The 20,326-nt window shown below is 61.8% G+C and carries 18 protein-coding genes, 3 pseudogenes and 1 riboswitch; of the genes and pseudogenes, 7 read left to right on the forward strand and 14 right to left on the reverse strand.

Going from position 1 to position 20,326, the window contains the following annotated elements; all coding sequences use genetic code 11:
* Positions 1–36: 36 nt before the first annotated feature.
* The 7 genes from EB235_RS32555 to EB235_RS32585 form a co-directional block, all read right to left on the reverse strand.
* A complete protein-coding gene (locus tag EB235_RS32555) occupies positions 37–456 on the reverse strand; it encodes a DUF2958 domain-containing protein (RefSeq protein ID WP_027033347.1) in 420 nt (139 codons plus the stop codon).
* 12 nt (positions 457–468) lie between these two features.
* Positions 469–663, reverse strand: coding sequence for a hypothetical protein (locus tag EB235_RS32560; protein WP_152536317.1), 195 nt, complete (start codon positions 661–663; stop codon positions 469–471).
* Positions 660–1,622 (reverse strand): ArdC family protein, encoded by a 963-nt coding sequence (locus EB235_RS32565; protein ID WP_027033346.1) that lies wholly within the window; start codon positions 1,620–1,622, stop codon positions 660–662. Before EB235_RS32565 ends, EB235_RS32560 begins: the two co-directional genes overlap by 4 nt.
* 424 nt (positions 1,623–2,046) lie before the next feature.
* Positions 2,047–3,015 carry an omptin family outer membrane protease gene (locus tag EB235_RS32570; protein WP_027033345.1) on the reverse strand — a complete coding sequence of 323 codons (969 nt, stop codon included), beginning with the start codon at positions 3,013–3,015 and terminating at the stop codon, positions 2,047–2,049.
* A gap of 337 nt (positions 3,016–3,352) precedes the next feature.
* A complete protein-coding gene (locus EB235_RS32575; protein WP_027033344.1) occupies positions 3,353–3,808 on the reverse strand; it encodes a GNAT family N-acetyltransferase in 456 nt (151 codons plus the stop codon).
* A gap of 389 nt (positions 3,809–4,197) precedes the next feature.
* Positions 4,198–5,289 carry a threonine aldolase family protein gene (locus tag EB235_RS32580; protein ID WP_032926764.1) on the reverse strand — a complete coding sequence of 364 codons (1,092 nt, stop codon included), beginning with the start codon at positions 5,287–5,289 and terminating at the stop codon, positions 4,198–4,200.
* Between the two features lie 71 nt (positions 5,290–5,360).
* A complete protein-coding gene (locus EB235_RS32585; RefSeq protein ID WP_027033342.1) occupies positions 5,361–6,236 on the reverse strand; it encodes an AraC family transcriptional regulator in 876 nt (291 codons plus the stop codon).
* A gap of 175 nt (positions 6,237–6,411) precedes the next feature.
* Here EB235_RS32585 and EB235_RS34945 point away from each other — a divergent pair.
* The 5 genes and pseudogenes from EB235_RS34945 to metE form a co-directional block, all read left to right on the forward strand.
* Positions 6,412–6,595: pseudogene (locus tag EB235_RS34945) on the forward strand (transposase); the annotation flags it as partial.
* A 404-nt stretch (positions 6,596–6,999) separates the two neighbouring features.
* Complete coding sequence (locus EB235_RS32595; protein WP_027033341.1) at positions 7,000–7,692, forward strand: OmpW/AlkL family protein; 693 nt, start codon at positions 7,000–7,002, stop codon at positions 7,690–7,692.
* A 96-nt stretch (positions 7,693–7,788) separates the two neighbouring features.
* Complete coding sequence (locus EB235_RS32600; protein ID WP_027033340.1) at positions 7,789–9,021, forward strand: cytochrome P450 family protein; 1,233 nt, start codon at positions 7,789–7,791, stop codon at positions 9,019–9,021.
* Positions 8,988–9,263: pseudogene (locus EB235_RS32605) on the forward strand (cytochrome P450); the annotation flags it as partial. The gene EB235_RS32600 and the pseudogene EB235_RS32605, both read left to right, overlap by 34 nt.
* Positions 9,264–9,554: 291 nt before the next feature.
* Positions 9,555–9,754: riboswitch (cobalamin riboswitch) on the forward strand.
* A gap of 116 nt (positions 9,755–9,870) precedes the next feature.
* On the forward strand, positions 9,871–12,201 hold the full coding sequence (metE, locus tag EB235_RS32610) for a 5-methyltetrahydropteroyltriglutamate--homocysteine S-methyltransferase (RefSeq protein WP_027033338.1): 2,331 nt from the start codon (positions 9,871–9,873) through the stop codon (positions 12,199–12,201).
* 719 nt (positions 12,202–12,920) lie between these two features.
* Here the strand turns inward: metE and EB235_RS32615 are convergent.
* Entirely contained in the window at positions 12,921–13,100 is a 180-nt protein-coding gene (locus tag EB235_RS32615) for a DUF982 domain-containing protein (protein ID WP_244966438.1), read from the reverse strand.
* A 339-nt stretch (positions 13,101–13,439) separates the two neighbouring features.
* Complete coding sequence (locus EB235_RS32620; protein WP_027033335.1) at positions 13,440–13,742, reverse strand: DUF982 domain-containing protein; 303 nt, start codon at positions 13,740–13,742, stop codon at positions 13,440–13,442.
* 242 nt (positions 13,743–13,984) lie between these two features.
* Between EB235_RS32620 and EB235_RS32625 the strand changes: the two genes are divergently transcribed.
* On the forward strand, positions 13,985–14,449 hold the full coding sequence (locus tag EB235_RS32625) for a MucR family transcriptional regulator (RefSeq protein WP_027033334.1): 465 nt from the start codon (positions 13,985–13,987) through the stop codon (positions 14,447–14,449).
* 256 nt (positions 14,450–14,705) lie between these two features.
* Here the strand turns inward: EB235_RS32625 and EB235_RS35160 are convergent, their stop codons facing one another.
* The 5 genes from EB235_RS35160 to EB235_RS32650 all read right to left on the reverse strand — a co-directional run bounded on the left by EB235_RS35160 (position 14,706) and on the right by EB235_RS32650 (position 19,724).
* Positions 14,706–15,308, reverse strand: coding sequence for a cold-shock protein (locus EB235_RS35160; protein WP_080680408.1), 603 nt, complete (start codon positions 15,306–15,308; stop codon positions 14,706–14,708).
* A gap of 369 nt (positions 15,309–15,677) precedes the next feature.
* Positions 15,678–16,670 (reverse strand): adenosine kinase, encoded by a 993-nt coding sequence (locus EB235_RS32635; RefSeq protein ID WP_027033332.1) that lies wholly within the window; start codon positions 16,668–16,670, stop codon positions 15,678–15,680.
* Between the two features lie 100 nt (positions 16,671–16,770).
* Positions 16,771–17,946, reverse strand: a complete 1,176-nt coding sequence (gene metK / locus EB235_RS32640; RefSeq protein ID WP_027033331.1) for a methionine adenosyltransferase — start codon at positions 17,944–17,946, stop codon at positions 16,771–16,773.
* Between the two features lie 57 nt (positions 17,947–18,003).
* Entirely contained in the window at positions 18,004–19,341 is a 1,338-nt protein-coding gene (gene glyA / locus EB235_RS32645) for a serine hydroxymethyltransferase (RefSeq protein ID WP_027033330.1), read from the reverse strand.
* Entirely contained in the window at positions 19,338–19,724 is a 387-nt protein-coding gene (locus EB235_RS32650) for a winged helix-turn-helix domain-containing protein (RefSeq protein WP_202596452.1), read from the reverse strand. Before EB235_RS32650 ends, glyA begins: the two co-directional genes overlap by 4 nt.
* 316 nt (positions 19,725–20,040) lie before the next feature.
* Here EB235_RS32650 and EB235_RS34960 point away from each other — a divergent pair.
* A pseudogene (locus tag EB235_RS34960) lies at positions 20,041–20,309 on the forward strand (transposase); the annotation flags it as partial.
* Between the last annotated feature and the right edge of the window lie 17 nt (positions 20,310–20,326).

A 20,326-nucleotide genomic window follows, 5' to 3' on the forward strand; every position in this document is an offset into this window, starting at 1 on the left:
AGGCTGCAAGCCGGCGCGGCGGGACGGTTTTCGCGCCTAGCGGCGCGTCTGTTCCGCCGTGTCGGGCGGAAGCTTGGAATGGGCGTTGCCAAGGGCCTCTGCCGCCTGTCGCAGCAACCGCTCGGCTTCGGTGATGTGGCCGGCGCTGCACGCTGCCTGGGCGTAGACGGAGAGCGGAAACTCGGCCTTGAAGCCGAGGTCGCGCTCGATGCCGAGGCCAAGCCGCCCCTTGACGCTTGCAAGCTCGGCAAGGCTGACGCTGCCGAGTTCGGGGAAGCCGAAGCCGAGGTCGCAAAGGCCGAAAAGGGTGTCGCCGTCGGCGTCGAGTTCAGTGAGAAGCCAGGTTGCTGGCCCGGTCGGATCGAACAGTTTGACCACCGGGACATGGTCGGTTTCGGTGTCGGTTGCGCCATTGGCGAGCAGCCGGGCGCAAAGCTCGTCGGTGATCAGGATCATGGGAAACTCCTCTCAAAACGGTTCGAGTTGATTTCTGGCGTCATCGAACAGCCCGATATCGAGCGGCTTTTGCGCCGCGCGCGGGCGCATCGGCGCGTCCGCCAAAGGGCAAGGCGGTCGCGCGTGGTGAGCGGCCGGACACCGGGAATGAGCGTCTGCTCGCGGTTTCGGTTCGGTCTGCAGGGTGTCGGGATCGCGCGCGCTCATGCCGCGATCTCGTCTTGTTGCGCGCCTTGGGCCTCGGCGTTGAAGCCCAGAAGAAAATCGGCGGCCTTGGAGGCAAGGCTGGCGGCGCGGAAGATGGCGCGATTGTCCTCGCGCAGCATCGTCAGCCATGCGCCGATATAGTCGGCATGGCGCACGCTCGGCTCGATGCCGAGGGTCGAACAGACAAAGGCTGCGGTGATTTCGGCAACCAGTTCCTCGCGCGCATAGGCCTTGGAACCGAAGGCGCTGGAGAGGTCGCGCGCCAGCCGCGCCGGGTGGCCCGTCCAGTGGCCAAGCTCGTGGAAGCAGGTGCGGTAATAGTCGATCTGCTGAAAGAATGCGGGCTGCGGCGGCACCTGAATGGTGTCACTGCCCGGCATGTAGAAAGCGCGATCGCCGCCGATGCGGAAATCCGCGCCGCTTGCTCGAATAAGCGCCTCGGCTTGGGGGATGATCTCGCGTTCGGGCAGCGGCTCGACGTTGCGGTAAAGGTGCGCGGGCAGGCCGTCGCACTGCGCGACGTTGAAGACGGTGAAGCGCTTCAAGAAAGGCACCGCCTGCGGCTCGTCGCCGTCTGTCCTGGCGCGCTCCTGCTCGCCCTTTGGGACAAAGCGGTCGGCATGCACGATTGTTGTGCCGCGCTCGCCCTTCCTGACATTGCCGCCAAGGGCAAGCGCCTGCCGGAAGGTCAGCCAGTTCTGGCCGGGATAGCTGCGCTCGATGACGGCGCCCCACAGGATGAGGATGTTGATGCCGGAATAGCGGCGCCCGGTGGCCGCGTTGCTGGGCAGGCCGAGGTCGGCCTTTGCGCTGCCCCATGGCTTGACCCATGGCACGGTGCCGCGCTCCAGTTCGGCAATGATGCGGTCCGTGATTTCCTGATAAAGGCTGGCGCCCGGGCGCCCGCCCCTGCCCGCGCCAGCCTCTCGGCTGCCGGAACGCTGGTGTTTTGCACGCATCGTCTGGTCCTCCGCTCTTCAATCCCGCGCCTTTCCCCGGAAGCGGGGTGGGCGGCGAGACGCGACCGGAAAGGCCCGCCGTCGGAGGCGGACCGCATCCGAAGGACCGGAACGAAGAGGAGGACCCGAAGCGAAGCGAAGGGTTGCGGGATGCCGCGGCGGGCCTAGAAGGGAGTGCCGCCCACCCCGCGCCGCCGGGAACGGCCAACGAACAAACCGCGCCGGCCGACAGGGCGGCGACCGTCAGCAGCCGACAGGCTGCCCGCGCCAGGGGGCGAAGCCGGATGGCCGAGACCGCCGGAGCCTGGCGAAGAAAAAGCGGGCTCGGTTCACGAGCACCCGGCACGCGCCGTCAGGCGCGCGGGCGCATCAGATTTCTGCGCCGTGCGGACATCGGTTTGGCGTTCCGGTCGCACTCGTTCAATCAGAACGAGGTCTTGATGCCGACCATCACCGTCGCCGCGGCAAAATCGCCGCCGATCCAGTCGTCTTCGCCGCCAGTCTCTGCGCCGGTCGCAATGTCATAGGTGTTGTAGTCGCCGCGAGCGGTGAACACCTTTTCGTAGGAACCGGAGACGAAGAAGCTGGTCCGCTCGTTGTACTGGTAGCCGACGCTGCCGCCGACCATCAGAACCGGCGCCGCTTCGAAATCATCCTCGAAGCGCAGGTCACGCATCCAGTGATGATCGGTAGCGCCGGCGGAGAAGGTCGTGCCGCCCTTCAGCGCAAAGCCGAAGTTCCAGCGATCCTGGACATAGGTCGCATCGATGCCGGCGAAGGCGACCGGCAATTTCTGCTGGTAGCTGATGGCCTTTGCGTCTCCTGGGAAGTCGCCAACCGAATCCCGGAAGCCGGCAACGCTGTAGACATAGGAGCCGCCATAGGCAGTCCACTTGACCGAGGTGTACTTGAAACCACCGTTGACGTTGATCAGCAGCTGGTCGCTGACCTGGAAATCGTGGCCGAGCGCGACGGTTGCCGAATAGAAGTAATCAAGATCGGTGTCGGAATGGCGCGAACGGTCGCTCCAGTCGTTCCAGCCATCATTGGTCGAGAATGGCGGGATCCAGTCATAGTCTTCCATGTAGCTGTTGCCGCTGAAGGCGATCTGGCCGGAAAGCTTGGCGGTCCAGCCGGCCTCGCTGCGCGCCGTCATCTCGGCTGAAATGACCGCAGAGGTGCTTTCCCAGATAAGGTGGCTCAGCTTCGAGCCGCTGCCGGGAGCCTGATAGACTAGCTCGTTGGCCTCGATGTCGATGACGCCGACGCCGCCAACGAAAGAGAAATTGGGATTGTAGGGCGCCGGTTCGCTCGCCACCGCGTCGCTGGCCATCGCCGGCCAGGCAGCGAGCAACGCTGCCGCTCCACCAAAGACTTTCGCGTACAATTTCATGGGACTACCCTCATAGGAATCATCGTCGGCTATACGCAGCGTAACCGGGTGCACGTCAGGTGCGGTCGTCTATGCAGCGCCCCTGTAGGTGGCGAAATTGCCGCCCTCGGCTCTGTTCCTCAACACTCAAGGAAACGCCGTTGACGTGACCCGATTGACGGCGGTTTTTGCCGATGCGTTCCGGGCGGCCGGCGTGACGGGAACCCTGCATTATCCGAGGCACACATTTGCGATGACGATGCTGGTACGATTGCAGCGTCAGGCAGCGACCACGCCGGACCTCAATCCGCTGAGATCGTGCAGGTTGCTTTGAGCAGCCCATAGCAAACTCTCTAGTCTAGATAATCCGATAGAGCCGAGGGCCGAGTTCCTCGAACCCGTTGCGCAGATAGAAATCGAGCGTGCGCTTCCATTTTGGTTGCCTGGGCGCTGCAAGCTCAAGTCGCTTCCAACCACGCGCACGGCCTTCCCGCGAGGCGACCTCAAGCAGATGAGGGGCAATCCCTTTGGAGCGCTTTTCGGGTCGAACATACAGCTCCGAAATATAGCCGAACTTACCTCCTGCATAGATCGCCGTGCATTCATTCAGCACCATGATGCCGACCGGCTCGTCATCTGCACTTGCGATCACGGCGACCACGCCAGCGTCGGCAAGCATTATCTGCGCGCTTTGTCTCACGTCGTCGGGCGCGGGCGCTTTCCCGCCAGTGAGTTCATCGAGTAGCGCGTGAATAAAACGGACGACCGTCCCTGCGTCCGTTGCGTTGGCGCGGCGCGTAGATATGGAAGGCATATTTTCTCCTGCTAGTGGTCAAAATCCCGAGTCACGCTGCTATCCGCGCAGATCCGACTCACTCTTTTAAGTAACTCTGACGAGTGAACAGCATTTTTCATCGAAAATATGATAAAAGAATGCAAAATATATATTACAAGCATGCAGGATTACGGATGACTTGAGGTCAATTGCGCAGATAGGGGACCTTCTTACAAAAAATCAACCCGGTCACATCGCAACTGCACGGTGAAGCCCCTTGCCGAGGTAAGATGAAGCTGCAAGTCGAAAAGGGCCTGAGACAAAAGATGCAGCCTGAGATGCTCGTGCGGCCAGAACGCTCGGACAATGCAGTCGAGCAAAGAGGACATCCGTAACGGGCGGCGAGAGCGCTCGACGGTCGCCACAACTCATTCGGCGCCAGCCGGAACACGAGCCGAGCCGACCGGTGCGCAGAGGCTGGTCGCCGCGCCGATCAAGTCGGACACGTCGGCCTCGGTCGTCGCGAAAGAGGTGACGAACCTCACGATCCCGGGCTCCCAGCGATCATGGTAGAAGCGGAATCCCATGTCGAGCAGCCCCCGGATCAGGGACGTGGGAAGTCGGCAGAACAGTATATTGGCCTCGGGCCGCTGCTGGATTTTCACGCCTGGCACCAGGGCCAACCCCCGCGCGAGCGCCGATGCCATCGCATTGGCATGGACCGCGTTGCGAAGCCAGACACCGTCCCTCAGATAACCGTCCATTTGCGCCGCCATGAAGCGCATCTTGGAACTCAACTGGCCGGCCCGCTTGCGGCGAAAGGCGATCGTGCTCGCGAGATCTCTGCGAAACGAGACGACCGCATCGACCCCAAACGTTCCGTTCTTGGTGGCGCCAAACGACACTAGGTCGACGCCGGCCTTCCACGTCATCTCGGCCGGCGAGCAGCGCAGAGTGACGAGGGCGTTGGCGAAGCGAGCACCGTCCATGTGGAGCGGCAGGTTCGCTGACCGGCAGATATGTCCGATCGCCCTGATTTCGTCGAGCGCGTAGACCGATCCCATCTCGGTCGCCTGCGTGATGCTGACGCTGGAGGGCTGGACCGAGTGGATATCGCCCACCATGCGCGTTGCATTGGCCGCCAAGGCGTCGATGGCGATTTTGCCAGCCTCGCCTGGAAGCTGCACCAACTTCGCACCGGCGGTGTAGAACTCCGGCGCGCCGCACTCGTCGCGGTTGATGTGTGCGTCGGCGTGCGAGAGGATGCTGCCCCATGGCGGCGTAATCGCCGCGAGCGCCAGCGCGTTCGCCGCCGACCCCGTCGAAACGAGGAACACGTCGACCGCATGCTCGAACACCTCGGCGAGCTGGCGCTCGACGGTATGCGTCAGCTCATCGTTGCCGTAGGGAAGCGCCTGACCCGACGCGCACGCGGTGATGGCTGCGATCACCTCGGGGGAGACGCCGGCGATGTTGTCGCTGGTGAAGCCGCGGGGGCGGGTCTGCTTGCTGTCGCTCATGGTCTTGACGCTCGTTTCATCCATTGAGCGTCCAAGCTAGACGGTTCGCCGCGCGCTTTATTGAACGATATTCAAACGGAGAGGTAACGCGCCGGCGTCACCCCCAACACCGCTTTGAAGTGCCGGGTCAGGTGGCTCTGGTCCGCGAACCCTACCGCGACGGCGACCTCGGCGACCTGCTGACGTCGCCTCAGCAGCCGTCGCGCCTCGTCGATGCGGACCTGGATCAGGTAGCGGGTGGGGGGCAACCCGAAATGCGCCTTGAAGCCATCGATCAACGTCGCCTTGGAGCATCCGGCGAGGGCGGCCAGGGCGGCGAGCTGCAGGACTTCGTCAAAGTGGGCATGGATGAAGTCACGCACGTCGCGGAACCTCGGCGGCACGAATTTTGGCCCAGCAACGCGCGACCCGCCGACTTGTGCGAAAACGCGGCGCAGGAAGCGGATCAGATGCTCCTCGATCTCCAGTGCCGAGCTATGCTCATGTTCAAGGAGGCGCCAAAACGCGCTGAGGCCGTGTGCAACTGGGGCATTCTCCTGGAACGGGCTTTTGAAGTCGATCGTTCCGGGTTCGGTTTGGCTGCTGTCCTCAAGGACTTGCCGGACAAGGCCTTCGGGCATGTAGAAGATCTTCTGGCTCCAGCCAAGATCGTCACCAGCGCCCCCGAAATGCGGTTCGCCGGGCGCGAAGGTCGCGACGGTGCCGCTACCGGCGTGCCAAACCTCACCTCGGCACCAGACATCATGGACGCCTCGCTCGATCAGCCCGATCAGATACTCGTTGTGGATATGCTTGGAGAAATCCTGCCGGTGATAGTCCGCCGCCAGGTAATCGAGCCCACCAAGGACATCGGAGTGCTTCATCACCGCACGATTGCGCGGCGGCCGGCCCGGAGGTTCAGAACGGCCACGCGCCTTTTCGTCGCATTCTACGGCGGTATCGGCCACTTGATGGATCAATCCAGGTCGGTCGTCACAACGATATCGTGCTCTCGTCGCGAATTTCAAACCGAAGCAGGATTAATTGCCGCCCGAAGAGGGGCCTGCTGCAGGGCGGGCAGCGGATTGGCGGGATTAATCGTGTTTCAAGCTTGGGAAGTGGACCCGAGCGACGCGTGGCCGGATGGCCGATATCGAGAAGAAGACCAAGCGCTATCCTCTCCGATCTGACGGATGAGGAATGGTCGCGGATACAACCGTTCCTGCCGGGCGCGGCCAAGACCGGGCGGCGCGTGGTATTGAACGCGTTCCGCTACATGGCCCGATCGGATGGCGGCTGGCGCATGCTGCCAAAGGATTTCCCGCCCATATCGGCCGCGGTCGAGACGCCTTACGGATACGCCCACGGACTGCGCGAACTGGCTGGAACGTTCCCCGGCCTGACGACCGAGCAGCAGGCGCCGATCAAGGCGCTGAACGCAGAATACGCCAAAACTCGAAGCCGAGGACGAGCGTGCCAACGAACTGCCGGCCGATGTTGACGAACGGCTCCCAGGGGCGGCTACGGCTGCACTCATTGTCGGATCTTCGACGAAGTCGGACATCCGACACAGCGCTATCGGAGTGACCGCATTGTTCTGCAACGATTTTCTCATTTGGCACGACACATGCGGGGGCTATCCCGCATGAGCGCTCCGTCAATCTCGATTGATGCGAGCAGGATTCAATCAAGGCGCAGTGCGTCGCTTCTGAAGATCAAGGAGAGAAAAGTATGGCGAGAGCGCGAATTGGCGTGGCGCGGGCAATGACAGCGGCTGTCGTCCTCATCGTTGCGGGACAGGCCGGCGCGGCAGATGTTGGGCAAGCCGCGAGCGTCCCGCAGGCAGAAGCCTGCGTCGCGGAAGCGCCAAGCCCCTGGCAGATCCGCCTGCGTGCGTTGGGGGTGATCACCGAGGATTCGGGCTATGTCAATGCGGTGCCCGGCTCCGGTCTTTCGTATTCGAACACCGTGACGCCGGAACTCGATATCTCATATTTCTTCACGGACAACATCGCCGCCGAACTCATACTCGGCACCACCTATGCCAACATCGATGGCCAGGGTGCGATCGGCGGGCTGGGCAAGGTAGGCAAGGTTTGGCTGCTGCCGCCCACGCTCACATTGCAGTATCATTTTACCGATTTCGGCGCCTTCGAGCCCTATATCGGCGCCGGCGTGAACTATACGATCTTCTATCATCAGCAAGCCGGCAGCGCCGATGATCTCAAGGTCAAGAACACATTCGGCGCCGCGCTGCAGGTCGGATTCGACTACATGGTGGACGAGCACTGGGGCGTCAACTTCGACGTGAAGAAGCTTTTCCTCAAGCCCGACTTCGACGTCACTGTCGCCGGCGCCAAGCTCACGGGCAAGGCCAAGCTCGATCCCTGGTTGATAGGCGCAGGTCTCACCTACCGCTTCTGAGGACGAAGCACACTGGGGGGGGCACTTTTCGAAGTCCGCGCGCGGATCTTCCGTGCCGAGAAGTGGACCCGCGATGGTCTTGAAGGAGTTGTTGGCATGCGTGTAGAAAACGATCATTGCGACGTGATCGGTGTGCCGGCCGCTCCCACGCAACTTGATCGTCTTTCTTCTGCGATTCTGCGGCAGGGGGGGATGGCGCGAGTGTCGCTGCCAGGCGATGTGGTGACCTGGGCGGCAGCCCGTCACCAGACGCTCAGGCAGATGCTTTCCGACCAGCGTTTCAATAAGGACTGGCGACAGTGGCGGGCGCTGCAGGACGGCGAGATTCCCGAGGATCATCCGCTGATCGGGATATGCAAAGTGGACAACATGACCACGGCGCACGGCGCCGATCACCGGCGCTTGCGCGGCCTGCTGTCCAGCAGCTTCGCGCCCAGTCGTATCGCCTTGCTGGCGCCACGGATCGAACAATGCGTCGATCGACTCCTGGCCGAGATGGCGCAGCGCGGCGGCAGTGCCGATCTGATGTGCGAGTTCGCCGCTCCGCTGCCCACCAACGTGATCGCCGAACTGTTCGGTTTGCCGGACGAACAGCGCGAAGAGATCGTCGCGCTCACCTACAGCCTGGCCAACACCTCCGCCACAGCCGAAGAGGTGCGACAGACGCGGCAGCGCATCCCGGAGTTCTTCCGTCGCCTGATCGCGCTCAAGCGGGGCCAGCTCGGCGATGATCTGGCTTCGGCCCTGATCGTCGCGCGTGACAAAGGCGAGCTCGTTTCCGACACCGAGCTCATCGACATGCTGTTCATGGTGCTCTCTGCGGGCTTCGTGACCACCGCCGGCGTCATCGGCAATGGCGTGCTGGCATTGCTGACGCATCCGCAGCAACTGCACCTGGTGCGCAGCGGCCAAGTTCCGTGGTCACAGGCGATCGAGGAGATCCTGCGCTGGGGCAGCTCAGCGGCCAATCTGCCGTTCCGCTATGCCACCCAGGACGTGGAGATCGACGGATGCATGGTCCGCCGCGGCGATGCCGTCCTGATGGCGTTCGATGCGGCGAACGGGGACGAAAAGGCCTTCGGTCCTGGCGCCGACAGATTCGATGTCACCCGGCGGCACAACCCGCATTTGTCGTTCGGCGAGGGGCCGCATTCCTGCCTGGGCGCTGCGCTGGCGCGCCTGGAATTGCGCTGCGCCTTCCCCGCGCTGTTCGGGCGGCTGGAGGATCTGGCGCTGACCATCGCTGCGGAGGACGTCGTCTACATGCCGTCTTACGTCATTCGCTGCCCGCAGCGCCTGCCGGTCAGCTTCCGCCCTTCCGTCGCTTAGAGAGTGCCGCATTCACCCCGGATTCGGTGATTCTCGGTTCGCCGGGGTGGCTGGTCTCGCACGAGGGGGGCGAGCATGCCCGGTTACGCACGATCGTGGCGCCGGCCTTCAGCAATCGCAGGGTGAAGCTGCTCGCGCAGCAGGTCGAGGCGATCCCCGCGCAGTTGTTCGAGACGCTGGCGGCCCAGCCCCAGTCCGCCGACCTGAGGCGCCACCTCTCCTTTCCGCTTCCGGACATGTTATCAGCGTGCTGATGGGCGAGTGCGCAAGCACGCTGAGCAAAGCCGAGCGGGGAACAAATACCGGGATTCCCGGCGGACCGTGACGGCCTCGCCCCACTTTACGCTCTTGAGCCCGGCGACCTCGATCTGATCCGGCGTCGCCGATGGGGACAAGGATCTCTCCGAGCCTGCACTGATAAGAGGCGGCATCGTAAGCGGCTTTGGGCGAAAGAGACCGATCAGCGCAAGGGCACTATTCGCATCATCACATAAACATCTCGTTATATGTATTGACAAGGAGCGAAGCTGCTGTGATTGTGCGCATGTCGTGGTTCTCCGCGCGGCACTGCCGTAGCGGAGCTAAGAGGGAAGCCGGTGCGATGCCGGCGCTGCCCCCGCAACTGTTAGCGGCGAGCCAAGCCCATTGGTGTCACTGAGGCGAACGGCCTCGGGAAGACGGGCAGAGGCTTTGACCCGCGAGCCAGGAGACCTGCCACGACGAACAACGTCCACGGGCGGGGTGTCTCGGTGGCCGCAGTAGCCCGGCTTCGTGCCGCCTGCTCGCGCGTTCCTTGTCCCCACGCCCCAACCATCGGGGTATGGCATGACTGTCTCTCAACAAATTCCTGTGGCAACGCTCGGCGTGCCGCGTATCGGTCGACGGCGGGAACTGAAATTCGCGCTTGAAAGCTACTGGTCCGGAAAATCTCCCGCTGCCGACCTGCTCGCGACGGCGAAGGCGCTACGCGCCGCCAGCTGGAGGGAGCAGCACGATCGCGGCGTGTCGAAAATCCCGTCCAACGATTTCTCGCTTTATGACCATGTGCTCGACACCGTCGCCATGGTCGGCGCCGTGCCGGCACGATACGTCTGGACTGACGGCGAGGTCCCACTCGATACCTATTTCGCCATGGCGCGCGGCAACCAAGATCAGGCCGCTGATTGCGGACATGCCGGTGACGAGCATGCGGCCAACGGGCATGGCCTTGCCGCGATGGAAATGACCAAATGGTTCGACACCAACTATCACTACATTGTGCCGGAACTTACCGACGATCAGAGCTTTGCCCTCTCGTCGGCGAAACCGGTCGATCATTTCCTCGAGGCCAAGGCGCTCGGCATCCACACGCGCCCGGTCCTGCTTGGACCGGTTACCTTTCTCAAGTTGGCGAAGTCACCTGAGGAAGGTTTCAACCCTATCGCGCTCCTGCCACGGCTGCTGCCCGTCTACGAGGAGCTCCTGCGGAGGCTGAAGCTCGCGGGAGCCGATTGGGTGCAGATCGATGAGCCGGCGCTCGTGGTCGATCTGGTTCCCAACGAACGGGATGCGCTCCAATTCGCCTACTGCCGGCTGTCAAAAGCAGCACCGGAGTTGAAGATCATGGTCGCTACCTATTTCGGATCGCTGGGAGACAATCTCGAGACCGCGATTTCTCTGCCCGTGGCGGGACTGCACGTCGATCTCGTGCGCGCTCCAGAGCAGTTGGAGACCGTCGGCCGGCTCGCGCAGAAGGACCTTGTGCTCTCGCTCGGGCTGATCGACGGCCGCAACGTCTGGCGCGCGAACCTGCCTGCCATGCTTGACCGCATCAAGCCGATCGTCGCCGGTTGGCCGCGGGACCGCGTGGAGATCGCCCCGTCCTGCTCGATGCTGCATGTGCCGATCGACCTGGACATGGAGACGGCACTCGATGCGGATGTGAAATCGTGGCTCGCCTTCGCGGCGCAAAAGACCGACGAGCTGGTCGTGCTCGCCCGTGCGCTGGCCGAAGGCCGGGACGCGGTCGCCGCCGAACTAGAGGCGTCGGCTGAGGCTGCCGCCGCTCGCGCGACATCCGCTAAGGTGCATGATCCGCTCGTCGAAGGTCGGGTCGCCAGCATCAAGGTCGCCATGACGCGCCGGAAGAGCGCATTCGACGTGCGCTCCAAGCTTCAGGGCGACACGTTTGGCTTGCCATCCTTCCCCACCACGACGATCGGCTCCTTCCCGCAAACAGCCGAGGTTCGCAAGGCGCGGGCAGCCCATGCCAAGGGCGAGCTGAGTTACGTCGACTATGAGGCCTTCCTGAAAAAAGAGATAGAAGCCGCCGTTCGCTGGCAAGAAGAGATCGGACTCGACGTGCTGGTCCACGGCGAATTCGAGCGCAACGATATGGTGCAATATTTCGCTGAGCAGCTCCGCGGCTTCGCCTTCACGCAACACGGCTGGGTGCAGAGCTATGGCTCGCGCTTTGTGCGCCCCCCGATCATCATTGGCGATGTGTCGCGACAACAGCCGATGACGGTACACTGGTGGCGATATGCCCAGTCGCTGACGCCGAAGCCGGTGAAGGGCATGCTTACCGGCCCGGTGACGATCCTCAACTGGTCCTTCGTCCGAGACGACCTTGCCCGCTCAGCCGTCTGCCGCCAGGTCGCGCTCGCCATTCGCGATGAAGTGAGCGACCTCGAAAAGGCCGGCGCCGGGATGATCCAGATCGACGAAGCCGCACTGCGCGAGGGCTTGCCGCTGCGCGAGGCCGAGTGGCAGGCCTATCTCGACTGGGCCGTCGAATGCTTCCGGCTGGCTTCAACGGCGGTCGGCGATGCGACCCAGATCCACACCCATATGTGCTACTCCGAGTTCGGCGATATCGTGGACGCGATTGCCGCAATGGATGCCGATGTGATCTCCATTGAAACCTCGCGCTCGCAGATGGAACTGCTCGATACGCTTCGAACCTTCAAGTATCCGAACGAGATCGGTCCTGGTGTCTATGACATTCACTCGCCGCGAGTCCCGGAAGTGGGCGAGATTTCCAACCTTATCATGCTTGCGCGCGATCGATTGTTGGATGGCCAACTGTGGGTGAATCCCGACTGCGGTCTCAAAACGCGCAGATGGGAGGAGGTCCGCCCTGCCTTGGTGAACATGGTGGCTGCAGCACGCGCAATTCGGGAAAAAGCGCGGACGGCGTAGGGCTCGGTGCCACTCGCCGGCGGTGAGCGGCAACGCCACACACCGGGCAATCTTGGGGTGAGTCCATCCGGCGCACCCAAGGCAATCGAGCTGCCCGTGACGAAGCGCCTCGGCAAGCTTGGCCTGGCCGCGGCCCTTGTTACGGCGCGTCGAAGTCAGCTTTCCAGACGCCGGCGTTGGCTGGCGATCGAAGCAGGCTTCGGTCTCAAATGAGCCGGCCAGAAACGAGGCGGCTCACCGCCAGCCAGTTTCGGATTATTCCGTATTGGGATAATCCAGTGTCACTATCATCTCCCCGACCTTGGTCGCCGAACCCCGGTCCCGACCATCGGGAGAGGCATTGGCGATCACGCGCCGCCGGTCCGCGGAGCGTGTTCCGGGAAATCGGATGCAGGGCCAAGCTGGGGGAAGGTTCAAACGGCACTTCCGGAGACTGTTGAAGCGGCATCGACGCTCCGCCATCTGCAGCGGGCCAATTCCCGCTCGATGGCTCCGTCTCCTCTGGCTGCAATCACGATCACCGCGACGGCGAAGCCGAGCGGCCGCAGCTGGCTGGCGGACCCTTGTGTTTTGATGGTGGAAGATCAGGCGCCGGACCAGGAAAGCCGTCGCGGAAAGAGCGGGGTTGGCTTGCTCCTGGCGGATGCCGGCAGAGGTATTCGGACCGCGCTCAATCGCGATGCGCAGATGGCCGAAATTCACGAGCGGCGTCCCAAATCTCAATCGCTGCGCAGAATGCGTGCTTCAAGTGCGGCTGCGACGAAAGCTCGTCGAGCGGCTGGTGGATGGGTCTTACCGCGTAACACCTGCAGACAGGTGTCCATCGCTATCCTGCGTTTATCGGTCGCATGATGCAGATCCCGGAGCAAGATAGCGGCCGCGTCGTTGACGTCGAACACGACACGCTCCGAGCTGCGGCGGCTAAGCTGAACTACGACTGGCCTCTCAAATCTGATCAACCCGGTCATCCCCTCCTCCACAGCCACTACTCGGCAAAAAGCCCGGGCCGCCTTTCTTTACTCAGCCGAACGCGACCGCTGCACCTGCGCCATTGAGCCTGGCCATTGGCGGGCAAGCGATCGCCATGAGGCGCGTCCGGCCATGGTCAGCTTGCGTGCGATCTGCGGTTGTGCAGTCGATGGTGAGGAACTGCTTCTCATTCGCGTGGTCTAGCTGTGAAACCTGGACATAGTGCACTGTTTGACGCGCCTCGCCAGTCTCAAACATGTCGTCGATGTCTACACCTGCACTTTTCCACTGCCCGATCTGCAGGCGGCGATCCACTGCATCGCGGAGGTTGCATCTTCCAATATGGCGACCCGCTTCGCAAAGCCGAAAAAGGCATTGCGCGCCGTGCTTACCGGCTTGCGCCCATCGTATGCATCGTAGCATGCCCTCAGGGCGGCTTCGTGGATCAGGTCTCTGCGGTCTTCCGGCCATTCGTTGAGAAAATCGATTGCATCCGCAAGGCCGGCAATCTCTTGGATGATGTGGGTTGCGCGTTTCACAAAAAGGGGGCTGCTGAAAGCCTCAGCGTTCATTGGTTTCTCCCAACTTTCTAAATAGCCAATTTGCGGTGAAGAGGCGCCGCATCGACACGGCGACCATGGCACAATGTGTTGTCAGGGCGATGACGGTTCAAGAGGAGATCCGCGACCGCGGCCGGGCGTGCAGCGATCCGCCAACACATCATGCAATGGCTTGGTTGCTATCAAACGCCGTCGTCACTATTAAGCTACGAAGTGATTCTCACCGCCTAGTCTAAGCCCGCAGGAGCGTTTTTATGACCGAAGAAACCGAGAGCAAAGCTGACAGCCTCATCGAACTCACCGCCCATGTCGTCTCAGCCTATGTTTCGAACAATCCGGTTCCCGTCGGTGAACTGCCTGGGCTTATCGGCCAGATCCACATCGCATTGAAAGGCACTGCTGGTGGGGCCGCACCAGAAAAGCCGGAAGCTCTCAAGCCTGCCGTACCGATCAGAAAATCGGTTACACCCGACTACATTATCAGCCTTGAGGACGGTAAGAAGTTCAAGTCGCTCAAGCGTCACCTGGCTACCCACTATGGCCTTACACCCGACGAATATCGCGCGAAATGGGAGCTGCCGGCAGACTATCCCATGGTGGCGCCGAACTACGCTGCGGCGCGCTCGGCATTGGCCAAGACCATGGGTCTGGGCCGCAAGCCGAAGGAACCGGAAACGCCGGCACCGGCCAAGCGTGCCGGCAAGAAAGCCGCAGCCTGACCGCAGTTTTTCAGGATCGGCTAAGCGGATCCGGCATCATTTCGCACTCGCGAGATAAAATTTGTGCGTTGCAATATCCGCGGCGATCGGTATGATAATGTTGTCGGCCATCTACTCCTCCCAGATGTGGTGCCGACGCTGAATGGGGCGCACCTCCTCCCGCGTCTCATTCGAAATCGAGCCCGCTGCCACCTCCTCCCGGCAGCGGGCTTTTTTATTTGTTGAGCCGCGATTTCGGTAGAGCCAACGCATTTGGCTAAGCGAGGCGAATGCTCCGAACTTCCAGGCCCTTCTTGCCCTGACCGCATTGGACAAACACCTTCTGGCCCTCCATCAGCATGCTCAGTCCCGAGCGGGTCAGCGCGGTGGCATGAACGAAGATGTCCTTCTCACCGTTTTCAGGAGCAATGAAGCCGAAGCCTTTTTCAGGATTGTACCACTTGACCGTGGCCTCGCTCTCCAACTGGGCACTCGTCCCGGCGGTGGACTCTCCAGCGCAACGCGTATGTAGCTGAGTTCTCGCGGTCTGATCGCCGACCTCCAGCACTTGCGCGACCTGATGACCACCTCTTGGACTTTCTTCCGTTGTGACCTTGAGACGCGTTCCCTCGGAAACACCGCGGCTCCCGGCCGCCTCCAGCACCCGGATGTGCAGATAGGCCTGGATGCCCTGCGGCAGTTTGACAAAGCCAAAACCCTTGCTGGTGTTGAACCACACCACTTCGGCGTCGACAGGGTCCGCGGTTACGATCGACGGACGCTGAAAGTAGCTTGGCTCGGAAGGCCGTTCCGTAAAAGAAGCCGCGTCATCGTCATGACGATGCCGGCGTGGCTCACGATGGTCCTTATATTTGCCCATGATCGTCCGACTGGCTTGAACAACGCACTGCGCTCCCGGCGGGATAATCTCAATCGGGCGATGCGTTCATGTCAATTCACCAGTTGGCCGCTTACCCGCTCGATCGCATCACGATCCCGACCTGTTGCCACACGCGGTCGATGATGGCGGGTGAGCAATATATGCGACAGGTCGAGCTGCCGATCGAAACGCTTCCCTATATCGCACGGCAGAAGGTTCGCACTGGAGGGCGACAACGCCATCAACGTTTCGATCATGATATGCCGCGGGCTGCCGTCTCACGCGGATGCGCATCCGACATTTCGATTTACGCGCACTTTTCCGCACAGCCCCCAGGAGGGCAGACGGGCAGCTCGTCATTAACGCCCCCTACAACAACCCAGCCTGCTCGGCCTCGCGGCGCAAATTCTGCCGTGGCCTTGGGCCGATCTGCTGGATCACCAATCCGGCCGCCAGCGAGCCAAGGTCGCCGCAGGTCTTCAGGTCGCGGCCTTGCGTGTAGCCATGCAGGAAACCGGCGGCATAGAGGTCGCCGGCACCCGTGGTGTCGACCAGTTCCTTGATCGCGGTCGCCTGGATGACCACGGTCTCGTCGCCGCGCACGATGACCGAGCCCTTTTCCGAGCGGGTCACGGCGGCGATCTTGCAGTCCTTGCGGATCTGCGCCAGCGCCTCGTCGAAGGAGGCGGTCTGGTAGAGCGATTTGATCTCGTGGCTGTTGGCAAAGACGATATCGACCGTGCCCGAGCGCATCAGCTTGAGGAACTCGTCGCGGTAGCGGTCGACGCAGAACGAATCCGACAGTGTCATCGACACCTCGCGGCCGGCGGCATGCGCGAGCTTCGCCGTCTGCCGGATCGCCTCCTTGGCGCGCGGCGGGTCCCACAGATAGCCCTCGAAATAGGTGACCGCCGCACCCGAAGCCTTGTCGGCCTCGACATCCTCCGGCCCGAGCTCGGTGGCGGCGCCGAGATAGGTGTTCATCGAGCGCTCGCCGTCGGGGGTGACGAAGATCATCGAGCGCGCCGTCGGGGGTAGACCCGCCAGCGGCCTGGTGTCGAAGGCGACACCCTGCGCATGGATGTCGTGCGCGTAAATCTCGCCCAGCGCATCGTTCGAAACCTTGCCGAAGAAGGCGGCACGTCCACCGAAGCTGGCAACGCCGGCCGCCGTGTTGCCGGCGCTGCCGCCGGAGGCCTCGATCGCCGGGCCCATGCGGCTGTAGAGTAGTTCGGCGCGATGGGTGTCGATGAGGTTCATCGCGCCCTTGATGATGCCGTTGGTCTCGAGGAATTCCTCGTCGCACTGGGCGATGATGTCGACAATGGCATTGCCGATGCAAAGCACGTCATAATCCGGCATCAATGTCTCCGCCAACTACCCACCGGCTTTCTGCTATGCCGGCCAGGCGCGGGTCTAGCGAGTTGAAATGGGTTGCCGCATGCGCTTGATCCAGCGGCCCTCACGCAGCTGCCGGTCCTGCTTCACGCAGCAAGTCGTCGGCTCTGTCCGTCTTCTCCCAGGTGAACTCAGGCTCTTCACGGCCGAAGTGTCCGTATGTCGCGGTCTTGCGGTATATCGGGCGCAAGAGATCAAGCATCTTGATGATGCCTTTCGGTCGGAGATCGAAAAGCTCAAGAACAAGGCACTCAATCCTTTTTTCGTCAATCCTTGCGGTTCCGAAGGTATTGACCATGACAGAAACCGGACTGGCCACGCCGATCGCGTAAGCAAGCTGAACCTCGCAGACCTCCGCAAGTCCGCTGGCAACGATATTCTTCGCGACATACCGGGCGGCGTAGGCTGCCGAGCGGTCAACCTTGGATGGGTCCTTGCCCGAAAAGGCGCCGCCGCCGTGACGCCCCGTTCCACCGTAGGAATCGACGATGATCTTGCGTCCAGTGAGGCCGCAGTCGCCGGCCGGCCCACCGACCACGAACCGCCCTGTTGGGTTGACCAGGAATCTGATCTCCGAAGTATCCAGATGGGTCGGCAGGACCGGTTTTATGATCTCCTCAATGACGCCTTCGCGGACTGTATCTTGGGAGACCGCCCCGTCATGCTGCGTTGACAGGACTATGGTGTCCAGTGCCACCGGGCGGAGACCCTCGTAGCGTACGGACACCTGAGATTTCACGTCCGGACGCAGCCAGCCAAGCTGTCCTGTTTTCCGGACCTCCGCCTGTCTTTTCGTCAAATGGTGAGCGAGTTGGATCGGCAAGGGCATCAATGTATCCGTCTCGTTGCATGCGAATCCAAACATGAGGCCCTGATCCCCCGCCCCCTGCTCGAGATCCTGCCCTCGTCCTTCATCAACGCCCTGGCTTATGTCGGGCGACTGCTCGGTGAGAGCCAGAATGACGGCGCAACGTCGACCATCAAAGCCGATGGCATCGTCGTCGTAGCCAATATCGAGGATCGTATCGCGGGCAACTTGAGTGTAATCGATCTCCGCGTGGCTGGTGATCTCTCCAGCCAGAACGACCATCCCTGTCTTCACCAACGTTTCACAGGCGACGCGCGCCTTCGGGTCGGTGCGGAGGATGGCATCGAGGATGGCATCCGAGATGTTATCTGCCATCTTATCGGGGTGTCCCGCGCCGACGGATTCGGAAGAGAACACGAACTGCCTGGTCATGGAATGTCCTCGCTTCAAGTGTTGGAGTTGGGTGGGAGTTTCTGGACTGGGGCGGTCTTACCGGTCGCTGATGCCGGGGACGTCGAACGCAGCGCAGAAGTCGGCAACGTCCCTTCGCACGTTCGCATGAACTTCCTCGTCGTCGGGCTGGCGGCAGACCAGATCAATAAAAGCGGCGATCTGCACCATTTCCCCTTCACGCATGCCCATGGACGTCACTGCCGGCGACCCCAAGCGGATCCCGCTTGTGACCGCCGGGTCGCGCGGGTCGCCCGGCACCATATTAAAGTTCGTAATAATGCCTGCCCTTGCCAGGCGCTCGGCATAGGCTTTCCCTGACAGCGGCCGGCCCCGCAGATCAAGGATCAGCATGTGATTGTCAGTGCCGCCGGTGACCAGGTCATAACCACGGTCCAGAAGCGCCTCGGCCAGAGCCTTGGCGTTGTTGACGATCTGCTGACCGTAGACACGAAAGGACGGGTTTGCTGCTTCCTGCAAAGCGACGGCAAGCGCGGCGACAGTATTCATATGCGGTCCGCCTTGCAGGAGAGGGAACACGGCGCGGTCTATACGTTTGGCCAGATTGTGTTTGGTCTTCGGATGATAGAGGGGCTGATAACGGTCTTCATCCCTTGACAAAATGAACCCACCACGGGGGCCGCGGATCGACTTATGAGAAGTGCTGGTGACTACATCGCAATGGCGCACGGGGGTCGGATGCACTCCTGCGACAACTAGGCCGCTGATGTGCGCAATGTCGGCCACGAGATAGGAGTTCGCCTCCGCAGCGATTTCTGCCATTGCCGCGTAGTCAAAGACGCGCGGGTAGGCAGTTCCGCCGACCCAAATGAGTTTCGGCCGTTCCCGCCTGGCGGTCTCGCGCAAGCGGTCATAGTCAATTTGCTGCGTCTTTTCGTGCAGCCCATAGGGGACGCGTTGATAATCAGTGCCGGAAAAGTTGACGGACCACCCATGAGTCAGATGGCCGCCTTCGGGCAAAGGCAGCCCCATGACTTTGTCACGGGGGCTCAAAAGCGCGCGATAGACCGCCTGGTTGGCTGGTGAGCCCGAATAAGGCTGGACGTTGGCGTGCTCACTGCCAAATAGCGCTTTCAGGCGCTCGATCGCGAGGGTCTCAAGCTCATCGACGATCTCGTTTCCCGCGTAGTAGCGCGCACCCGGGTAGCCCTCGGCGTATTTGTTCGCGAAGATAGAGCCGGTCGCTTCCAGTACGGCTGAGGAGGCAAAGTTCTCAGATGCGATGAGTTTGAGCATCGTCCGCTCTTGCCGCCTCTGTCGTAGAAGCAGTTCGTGAACGCGGCAATCGACATGGACCAAGGAAGACCGTCCGAATGTGCCGGGCTCTGCGATGGCTACGTCAGCGGAGTTATTCATGGTAGTTTCTCACTCCCACCTAGGCGGATCTTTTCACGATTAAGCAGCAGTCCCCTTCGACCACGCGTCTGTACCGCCTCGAGCCGCTCCAGGTCCCGCTTATGATACCCATCGTCGTGGGGCAGGAGATCGACCAGGAATTGAACCAACCCTCCGTCCTTGCCCCCTGCATTGAGATGATATGAGGACCAAGGACGTTGTCCGTTGCCGCAAAGAAAGTCGGCTCTGGCCAGCATCCGGACGTGTCGCGCGACGCGCTCCCGACGAAGATCGAGAATCTCCGCCAGTTCGCGGACAGTCAGGTCGGCATGCGCGCAAAGGCCCAGGATCCGTAGGCGATCAAGATGTGCTGCTGTCATCAGGCGATCGACAAGTATCATCATTGGTCAGCACGGCGCCAAATAGAAGAACCGAACCCCTCGTCCTGCTCGCTTTTTCATGTCGGGCTCTTCGCAAATGCTGTTCGGCAGCGGAACATAACCACATCAGATTTCTGCCACCACTGAACTTGAAAGTTGTGGTGAGCGTACCATTGACAGCGATTTGTGGTCGCAAAGATTCCATAAATTTCCTTGAAGGATCTGTTGCAAGGCCTAAACAAGAACGCAACGAGACTGGCGAGGTGGCTGGTAAGACGGCAAGCTGGCAAACTGCTTGGCCAACAGGGAGGCGAGCGGCGCCACCTCTACCTAGGCGACAGTGCTAACCTGTATCGTGCACCTGATCCGTCATCTGTTCGTGTCGCGGAAGGTCGCGAAGCCGTTGTGCCGACGCTCAGCGCCCTCTGCCGGGGGCGGACGCTAAGCCGGCATGAAGGCTCTGCAGGACTTCGAGGCCGGCGACACCCGGCGATCACTCAGAGCTGGCGGCGCGACTGGCAGCACGTCGTGCCGTTCTTCGCCTATCCGAGTGTGCGCAGCATCATCTACATGGTGGATGCGGTCGAAATGTCCGCGGCGCGTTGGCGCCATTTCCAAATAGCGCT

It is taken from the genome of Mesorhizobium loti R88b, assembly GCF_013170845.1.
Lineage (GTDB): Bacteria > Pseudomonadota > Alphaproteobacteria > Rhizobiales > Rhizobiaceae > Mesorhizobium > Mesorhizobium loti_B.

What these genes read in the sequence shown, in the direction of transcription:
- EB235_RS35160 (WP_080680408.1), bottom strand. Translation starts at nt 15,308, where the DNA reads ATGGGCAAATATAAGGACCATCGTGAGCCACGCCGGCATCGTCATGAC.
- EB235_RS32555 (WP_027033347.1), bottom strand. Translation starts at nt 456, where the DNA reads ATGATCCTGATCACCGACGAGCTTTGCGCCCGGCTGCTCGCCAATGGC.
- EB235_RS32595 (WP_027033341.1), top strand. Translation starts at nt 7,000, where the DNA reads ATGGCGAGAGCGCGAATTGGCGTGGCGCGGGCAATGACAGCGGCTGTC.
- EB235_RS32560 (WP_152536317.1), bottom strand. Translation starts at nt 663, where the DNA reads ATGAGCGCGCGCGATCCCGACACCCTGCAGACCGAACCGAAACCGCGA.
- EB235_RS32620 (WP_027033335.1), bottom strand. Translation starts at nt 13,742, where the DNA reads ATGAACGCTGAGGCTTTCAGCAGCCCCCTTTTTGTGAAACGCGCAACC.
- metK (WP_027033331.1), bottom strand. Translation starts at nt 17,946, where the DNA reads ATGACCAGGCAGTTCGTGTTCTCTTCCGAATCCGTCGGCGCGGGACAC.
- EB235_RS32635 (WP_027033332.1), bottom strand. Translation starts at nt 16,670, where the DNA reads ATGCCGGATTATGACGTGCTTTGCATCGGCAATGCCATTGTCGACATC.
- EB235_RS32570 (WP_027033345.1), bottom strand. Translation starts at nt 3,015, where the DNA reads ATGAAATTGTACGCGAAAGTCTTTGGTGGAGCGGCAGCGTTGCTCGCT.
- EB235_RS32565 (WP_027033346.1), bottom strand. Translation starts at nt 1,622, where the DNA reads ATGCGTGCAAAACACCAGCGTTCCGGCAGCCGAGAGGCTGGCGCGGGC.
- glyA (WP_027033330.1), bottom strand. Translation starts at nt 19,341, where the DNA reads ATGAATAACTCCGCTGACGTAGCCATCGCAGAGCCCGGCACATTCGGA.
- EB235_RS32575 (WP_027033344.1), bottom strand. Translation starts at nt 3,808, where the DNA reads ATGCCTTCCATATCTACGCGCCGCGCCAACGCAACGGACGCAGGGACG.
- EB235_RS32600 (WP_027033340.1), top strand. Translation starts at nt 7,789, where the DNA reads ATGCGTGTAGAAAACGATCATTGCGACGTGATCGGTGTGCCGGCCGCT.
- EB235_RS32650 (WP_202596452.1), bottom strand. Translation starts at nt 19,724, where the DNA reads ATGATGATACTTGTCGATCGCCTGATGACAGCAGCACATCTTGATCGC.
- EB235_RS32625 (WP_027033334.1), top strand. Translation starts at nt 13,985, where the DNA reads ATGACCGAAGAAACCGAGAGCAAAGCTGACAGCCTCATCGAACTCACC.
- EB235_RS32580 (WP_032926764.1), bottom strand. Translation starts at nt 5,289, where the DNA reads ATGAGCGACAGCAAGCAGACCCGCCCCCGCGGCTTCACCAGCGACAAC.